Here is a 7,678-nt window from a genome sequence, read left to right as displayed (position 1 = left end):
TCCAGCCGGCGGACTACGACGGGGACGGGACCTGGGACTTCGCCGTCTTCCGCTCGGCCTCGGGCAAGTGGCTGGTGCGGGGGGTGACCTCTCCCTATTACGGCGCTTCCACCGACCTGCCCGTCACCAATCCCTGAGGGGGGGAAGCAGAGAGCATAGAGCCTAGAGCATAGAGCATAGGGCATAGAGCATAGAGCATAGGGCATAGAGCATAGAGAAAACCCCCTCCGCTCCGGACCCTTTGGGGTTTAGGGTTCGGGGTCCGGGTTCGGAGAATTATATGTCATTGCGAGGAGCTTCAGCGACGTGCTCTATGCCCTATGCCCTATGCCCTATGCTTTTCACAGGTGCAAAAATCTACCGGGTCAGATGGTCCCAATCTGCGAAATCTTAGTTTTTGATCTGTGCAATCCGTGAATTCCTGGCGATACTCTCTCTTTCGAACGGTATACGCCATGGAACGCCCCGAGACAATCGATCGACGCTGGATCTTCTGGCTGGTATTCGCCCTCATCCTCATCAGCTGGGGTTCGATCAAAATGGTCCTGCCCGCCCTGCCGCGGTTGCCGGCGGAGCTGAAGACCGGCAGCGCCGGGATCAAGTTGTCGGTTTCGCTCTTCTTGATTTTCTTCGCCTGCTCCCAGCCGGTCTGGGGCGGTTTCATCCAGGGGTGGGGGGTTCGGCGGACGCTCTGGTGCAGCCTTATGGTCACCGCCCTGGGGACGACGACCGTTCTCTGCGCCGGGAGCCTTCCGCTCTATATCGTCGGCCGTTCGCTGGAGGGGATGGGAATGGGCGCGGCCTCGCCCCTCTGCCGGACGGTTTTGGCCGAGGTCTTCGACCGACGGGAACTGGTCGGCAGGATAGGCCTGGTCAGCAGCAGCGCGGCGGCGATGCCCGCCCTCGCCCCCATCCTCGGCGGATTTCTGATGGCCGGCCTGGGCTGGCGGGCGATTTTCGGTTTTTTTCTCATCGTTCTCGCCGCCTTTGCGGTGACGGCCTTTCGGCGGCTTCCGGAAACCTGCCCCGGAGATCCGTCTCCCGGTTTGCCTCGCCGCCTGGGCCGGACCTACCTCTCCATCCTGAAAACCCCGGTTTTCTGGGGGTTCGCCCTGGCTTACGGGTCTCTGACCGGGGGCTTGGTCGGATACTACTCCGGCATGCCCTTCTGGTACCACGTGCAGCTGGGAATCCCCGCGCACCTGTTTTCTTTCCTGGCGCTGCCCACGGTGGGCCTCTATATCGCCGGTTTAAACGCGGCCCGCTTCCTGATTCGAAAGAAGGAGTTGGAGGAGGTGTTCCGCCTGGGGATGTTCCTGGCGGTGGGTTCCGCCGCCCTGGGAGGAGCACTGAATCTCCTGGGGGTTTCGGGGGCGGCGTGGATCGTGGTTTTGATGAGCGCTTACGGTTTCGGTGCCGGTCTGGTCTCGCCGATCGCCAACGCCTCCATACTCTCCCGTTTCAAGCCCGTGGCCGGTCCCGCCTCGGCGATGGTGGCGGTGGTGCTGTTCGGGATGGCCTCGCTGACTTCGGCCGTGACCATGAACCTCCGGGTGGCGGGGACCATGGGGCAGGTCGGGGCCTATGTCGCCGCTCTGGCCTTGATCGGCCTGGCCTTCGGCCATTTTCTGGTCTGGGTTCCCTTCCGGCGGGGGGGCAGGGGACGCTCCGCCGCCGGCGGCCCACCGTCGGGGGCGGTCGGGACCTTCTGCTCGGGGGAGGTCAATCCAGACGCTCGCGGTTGAGCCGCAGCGTTTCCGCCAGCGTCCGCTCCCACTCCGACACCCGCGGCTTGAGTTCCTCGACCTTGGCGGTAAAGACGGATTCCAGGTCGATCCCGTAGACATTGGCGAGTTCGCAGAGAGCGACCATGACATCCCCCATTTCGGAGGCGAGGTCGGCGGTATCGTGCTTCCGGCCGTAGATCTCCAGGTTCATGATCTCATCGGCCACTTCCCCTACTTCCTCGCTGAGGGCGATGTAGGAGCCGAGACGGGGATGCTCCATCTCCCCCAGCAAATCCTTGATCGCCTGTTGAGCCTGGCTTATCTTCATGTTTTTCTCCCTCGGGTATGGAGTCGCAGTGAAAAGACGTGTGAACTATAGCACGGCCGCCCTCTGGGCCGCGGCGGTTTTCGCGGCGGCGTTCGCCTCCCGGGCGCGGGCCGTATCCGGCGGGGAGGAACTCCCCTCCCAGATCCGGGAACCGAAGACCGGGATCCCCCTGATCCTGATCGGAAGGGGGGAGTTTACGATGGGTGGTGAAGAGACCGGGCCGGACGGCGCCGAACTCCCCCGGCACCGGGTGGAGATCGTGCGCCCCTACTACCTGGGAGAGTTCGAGGTGACCGTGGACCAGTTCCGCCGTTTCGTCGCCGCCACCGGGTACGTCACCGACGCCGAACGCAAGGGGTTCGCTTCGGGTTGGCACGGCGACCGCTGGGGCAAGCGGCGGGGGGTGAACTGGAAAACCCCGGGGTTTTCGCAGGGAAGCGACCACCCGGCGGTGGCGATCAGTTTCGCCGATGCCCGGGCCTTCTGCGCCTGGTTGGGCCCGGGGTACCGTCTTCCTTCCGAGGCGGAGTGGGAATACGCGGCCGCGGCCGGGAATGCTTCCGCCTTTTCCGGTGAAACCGGCGCCGCCGGCATCTGTTCCCGGGCCAACGTCGCCGACGCCGTAGCCTGGAAACGGTTTCCTTCCTGGAAGGAGCAAACGGTCGGCGACGGATTCGTCTGGACCGCTCCGGTCGGGTCGTACCCCCCGAACTCCCTGGGCTTCTACGACCTGGCCGGCAACGCCTGGGAATGGTGCGGGGACGGCTGGCACCGGGGCGGGGCCGGTGACCCCGTCGGCCAGGAGCCGTGGCCCGGAGAAGGGACCGACCGACGCGTTCTCAAGGGAGGCTCGTGGTACTTCGAGCCGGACGACGTGCGGCCGGCGTGGCGCAGCGCCCATCGCCGGCACGACGCCACCAACGGGTCCGGCTTCCGGGTGCTCCTCGACGTCGCGGGGAGCTCGGAGCCCTTTGCCGGCGCCTCCGTGTCCCGCCCCGCCGAGGGCCTTTGACTTTGCTTTTTCCCCTCCGTATAGTCAGCCTATGGTCCGATCCCTGATCGTCAGTATGCGCCGGCGCTGGAACGGAGAAACGGAATACGCCGACGGCGTGCTCCGGGCCGAGGCCGCGCTGGGTTTCGACGTTACCGTGGTCACTCCCGGGGAGTGCGCCTTCGCCGAGGCCGCCGCCCGCCACGCCCGTGTCGTCGAGTTCCCGCGCCGTCGCTGGCCCGGATCCGAAGCCCTCTGGCTCCAGGGTCTGCTCGGTTGCGAACGGTTCCATCTGGTCCATTCCCTCCGGGAGACGGCTCACCTCCAGACGGCCCTGGCGCTCCGGGGGCGGGCTCCGCTGGTCCACCTCCGCAGCGGGACCAAGGAGCCCGGCGCGTCCGCCCTCGACCGCTGGCTCTATAGGAAGATGACCGCCGCCGTAATCGTTTCTTCCACGGCGGTGCGCGACCGGCTCGTGAAACGGACGGGGATGGACCCCCGGCGCGTCCATCGGATACTGGCCCCGGTCGACTGCCGGCGATTCCGGCCGCTGCCCCCGGACGAGGACCTGAAGCGGGAACTGGGAATTCCTCCCGGGGCACCCGTCGTTCTCTGCGTCGCCCGCCTGGCGCCGGTCAAGGGCCACGACTGCCTGGTCGAGGCCATGGGCCTGGTCCGGCGCCGGTTCCCCGAGGCGGTCTTGGTCCTGGTCGGGTGCCCGTGGGAAGGCCAGCCCGGACGGCTCCAGGCCCAGGCGCGCCGGCTGGGCTTCGGGCAATCCCTGTTCTGCCTCGGGCCCCGGAACGACATAAACCGTTTCCTCTCCATCGCCACCGTCTGCGCCCAGGCCTCGATCGGAAGCGAGGAAAATTCCCGGGCGATCGAGGAGTATCTGGCGGCGGGGCGCCCGGCGGTGGGGACCACGGTGGGCGTGATCCCGGAATTGCTGGAGCCAGGAGTCACGGGTTTTCTGGTGCCCCCGCACCGCCCCCAGGAGATGGCGGCGGCGATCGGCCGGGTTCTCGCCGATCCGGATCTCGCCCGGCGCATGGGCGAGGCCGCGCGCCGGTTCGCCGTGGAACGGCTTTCCTCCGAGGTCTTCGCCGCCGCGCTGGGGGAGGCTCTGCGCCCGGTGGTGCCGGAATGGAGATGAGGCCGAAGTCCTCGGCAGGAATCCCCGCCTGGGTTCTTATCCTGGCCCTGCTCACCCTGACGGTCGGGGTGGGAGGGCGCGACCTCTGGACCCCGGACGAACCTCGGGAAGCGGCGCTGGTTCAGGGCATGGGCGAGGGCGGTTCATGGCTCGTACCGAGCTTGGGCGGACGCCCCTTCGTGGAAAAACCGCCCCTCTACTATTGGGCGGGGTGGGTGATGAACCGGTCTCTGGGCGCCTTGGTCGGAACCGCCACCGCGGTCCGTGCCCTTTCGGCTCTCGCCGCCGCCTTGACCCTGCTCGCGACCTGGCTGGGCGTGCGCGCATGCTGGGGCAAGGAACGGGGGAAAGCCGCAGTCCTGATCCTGGCCACCACCATCAGCTTCTTCCGCGCCGGGCACTGGATCATCATCGACCCCCTCCTGATGTTCCTGGTCGCCGCGGCGGTCGTCTCCCTTTTCCTGGGGCTGGCCGGCGACCGTCCCGGCTTGATCCTGGGGGCGTACCTGGCGGCGGGGTCCGCCTTTCTCGTCAAAGGGACCGTCGCCTGGGCCCTCCTGGTTTTCCCCTGGGGGGCCAGCTTTTTTCTCTACCGGCGGCAGGCGTGGCGTCGTCGCCGGCTGCATCTCCTGGGAGCAGGGTTCCTGGCCCTGGGCATTCCCCTGGCCTGGATGCGGTTGTTTTACCTGGAGGCAGGAGCGGAACTGTGGAAAGAGTGGTTTCTCGACAATCAGGTCGGCCGGTTTACCGGCACGGCAGCCCATCTGGGACACGTCAAGGGCCCCTTATATTACCTGTGGTTGCTGCCGCTGCTGCTGCTGCCCTGGACCCCGGCCCTGTTCGGTGGAATCCGCCGCCGCGCCCGTGAATTCGAAAACGAAATGGGCGGGAACTGGCTGCTGGTGGCCTTGGCCTGGGGGCTGGGGGGGCTGATCGTCCTTTCGGTTTCCGGGACCAAGCGCGAAGTCTACCTCTATCCGCTCCTTCCGGCTTTCGCCGCCGTCATGGCCTGGGAAATGGGGAGGCTGGCCCCCTGGAGCCGGGTCGCCCTGCGGGCCATCGCCGCGGTGCTGGTCGGCGCCCTGGCGGTGTCTTCCTTTCTGTTGGTGGGGGAAAAGGACGGAACCGTCAGCGTGGGCTTGGGCGTCAACTTCGCGGCCATGGCCGCGGCCGCCGTCGGGATTTACTCATACCGCCGTTTACGGGGGAACATCGCCGCCCAGACCGGGGCGGCGGCGGCGCTTTTCCTCCTGGCCGCGGTGCTGACCGCCGCGCCCGTTCTCAACCGGGTCTGGAGCTACCGGCCCATGGTGGAAAAGCTGGCCGCGGCCGTTCCTCCGGAAGCGCGCGGGCGGGTCTGCGTCTGGGGCGAAGACGAGGCGTCCCAAGGCGTATTTTTCGTATACGGCGGCATTGTCCTTCCCGGCGTCGGGGAACCGGAGAGAATCGCCCGGATCCTTTCCGGAGAAGATCCGGAATTCGAGCTGATCGTCGTGCCCCGGATGGAAGAGTTCGAGGAGGAAAACCCGGACCCGCCGCCTTGGAAAACCCTCGCCCGGGCCCGGAAAGGCCCGCGCCGGATGTTCCATCTCATCTCCGGGAACTGAAATCCCGGGTTCTCTCCTCAAATTCGCTGGCGGGGAGCCAGCAGGACGATGTTGCGCAGTTCTTCGGGGTTGCGGGCTTCCCTCCAGCGGGCGAAGAAACCCGGGTCCTGGACGACTTGGGCGATCGCCATCAGGGCCCGAAGGTGGAAGTTGCGCTCGTCGGGGGATCCCGCCAGGATGAAGACGGCGTAGACCGGGTCGTCGACGCAGGGGAAGACGATCCCCTCGCGGCCCCGGGCCAGCATCACCTGAAAAATGCCGTTTCCCTCCACCAGGATATGGGGCAGGGCGATTCCCGGCGCGATGGCCGTGCAGGACTGCCGCTCCCGCTCCGTGAATTTTTCCCTGAGCGTTTCCGGCGGGACCAGGAGCCGCCCCGCCAGTTCCCGCGCCGCCAGTTCCAGCAGGTTCCCCGAAGACACCCGTTCCCGGATGTCCAGAACCGGGCAGTCCTTGACCAGAAGATCGAAACGGTCCTCGACGATCCGGTCGCGGTCGACCAGGATTTCCTTCAACTCCGCTTCCAGGGTGGGGGTCTTCAGTTCCCGGGCCGTGACCCGCTCCACGACGTGCATGAGCGCGCTGCTGCGCCGCACCCGGCGTCGGGCGAAGACCAGGTACCAGGCCGTTCCCAGGAGGAGAAAACCGCCCGTGATGAAGAGGGGGACGGCCCCCATCTCCAGGATCAGGAAAATATAGACGACGATTCCGGCGATCTGGAACCAGGGATACAGGGGGGAGCGGAAGGTGGGGCGGTAGCTGTGGATGCGGCTCTCCCGCATGATGATGATGGAGAGGTTCACGCTGATGAAGAGCAGGAGCATCATGGTCGAAGCGGTCTTGACCAGGTCTTCCAGGCCCAGGAAAAGAACGACGCCGAGCATGAAGACGGTCGTGACCAGGATCGAAGCTGACGGGGTCCGCTGCCGGCGGGTGACCCGGCGGAAAACCCGGGGCAGGAGCCCGTCGCGGCTCATCTGCATCGGGGCCCGGGAGGCGGAGAGGATGGCGGCGTTGGCGGTGGTGATGAAAGCGATCATGGCGGCGGCCGAGACCGCGGCCAGGCCCGGAGTCCCCCAGATGAGTCTGCCGGTTTCCGAAAGCGGAGCCAGCGAACCGCTCAATTCGCCGGGGGGAAGAACTCCGACCGCCACCGTCACCGCGAGAACATAGAGGAGGATAACGACGACGAAAGCCGACACCATGCCCCGGGGGAGGTTCCTGGTCGGGTTCCTGGTCTCGGCGCCGACGCTGGCGGCCTTGGTCAAACCCCCGAAAGAGACGAATATCAGGCCGGCGGTGGCGAAAACGCTCTTCCAACCCTTGGCCAGGAAGCCCCGGTAGTGGTCCAGGGATATTTCTTCCATGCCGCCGACGACGAAGAAGAGGAGAACGGCGAGAAGCAGCCCGACCAGTATGGTCTGCATCCGGCCGGTGTGCCGGACGGAGACAAGGTTGAGGACGGCGAAAACCAGGCAGGCCCCCGCCGCGATCAGGCGGGTCTCGAAGGAGCCCAGCCCGGGGAAAATCAGGCCGGCGAAGGCGCCGATGCCGGTCAGGGCGAAGGCCCCCTTGAAGGCGATGGAAAACCAGTTGGCCAGTCCGGCCAGGGTTCCGGTCAGGGAGCCGAGGCTGCGGTCCACGAAGAAATACGTCCCCCCGGAACGGGGCATGGCCGTGGCCAGTTCGGTCTGGGCCAGAAGGGCGGGGATTACCATCAGGCCGGCGGCGAAATAAGCCAGGATGACCGCCGGCCCGCACCGCTCGTAGGCGAAGCCGGGCAGGACGAAAAGCCCCGAAGATATCATGGCGCCGGCGGCGATGCTGAAGATATCGAGGGTGCCCAGCGTCCGCTTGAGTTCTTCGTTCATT

Annotated in this window: 6 protein-coding genes; 4 read left to right on the top strand and 2 right to left on the bottom strand. The window is 66.4% G+C overall.

Annotated elements, in window-relative coordinates; translation table 11 throughout:
- Window positions 1-455 precede the first annotated feature (455 nt).
- Complete coding sequence (locus PLZ73_01650) at window positions 456-1,745, top strand: MFS transporter (protein ID HOO76574.1); 1,290 nt, start codon at window positions 456-458, stop codon at window positions 1,743-1,745.
- On the opposite strand, the gene PLZ73_01645 is transcribed toward PLZ73_01650, so the two are convergent.
- Window positions 1,723-2,055, bottom strand: coding sequence for a MazG-like family protein (locus tag PLZ73_01645; protein ID HOO76573.1), 333 nt, complete (start codon window positions 2,053-2,055; stop codon window positions 1,723-1,725). The two genes, PLZ73_01650 and PLZ73_01645, sit on opposite strands and share 23 nt — an antisense overlap.
- 40 nt (window positions 2,056-2,095) lie before the next feature.
- Between PLZ73_01645 and PLZ73_01640 the strand changes: the two genes are divergently transcribed.
- The 3 genes from PLZ73_01640 to PLZ73_01630 are packed head-to-tail and all read left to right on the top strand — an operon-like array spanning window position 2,096 to window position 5,806.
- Window positions 2,096-3,067 carry an SUMF1/EgtB/PvdO family nonheme iron enzyme gene (locus PLZ73_01640; GenBank protein HOO76572.1) on the top strand — a complete coding sequence of 324 codons (972 nt, stop codon included), beginning with the start codon at window positions 2,096-2,098 and terminating at the stop codon, window positions 3,065-3,067.
- 31 nt (window positions 3,068-3,098) lie between these two features.
- The gene (locus PLZ73_01635) at window positions 3,099-4,199 is read left to right on the top strand and encodes a glycosyltransferase family 4 protein (GenBank protein ID HOO76571.1); all 1,101 of its coding nucleotides are present in this window, start codon (window positions 3,099-3,101) and stop codon (window positions 4,197-4,199) included.
- Window positions 4,196-5,806 (top strand): glycosyltransferase family 39 protein, encoded by a 1,611-nt coding sequence (locus tag PLZ73_01630; GenBank protein HOO76570.1) that lies wholly within the window; start codon window positions 4,196-4,198, stop codon window positions 5,804-5,806. The genes PLZ73_01635 and PLZ73_01630 overlap by 4 nt, the downstream gene beginning before the upstream one ends.
- 17 nt (window positions 5,807-5,823) lie before the next feature.
- Here PLZ73_01630 and PLZ73_01625 read toward each other — a convergent pair whose 3' ends face one another.
- Window positions 5,824-7,677, bottom strand: a complete 1,854-nt coding sequence (locus PLZ73_01625) for an amino acid permease (GenBank protein HOO76569.1) — start codon at window positions 7,675-7,677, stop codon at window positions 5,824-5,826.
- Between the last annotated feature and the right edge of the window lies 1 nt (window position 7,678).

This window comes from bacterium, from assembly GCA_035380285.1.
In the GTDB taxonomy this organism is placed as follows: domain Bacteria; phylum Auribacterota; class Erginobacteria; order Erginobacterales; family DAOSXE01; genus DAOSXE01.
The sequence above is the reverse complement of the archived record's forward strand: the minus strand, read 5'-3'. Positions and strand labels throughout refer to the sequence as shown.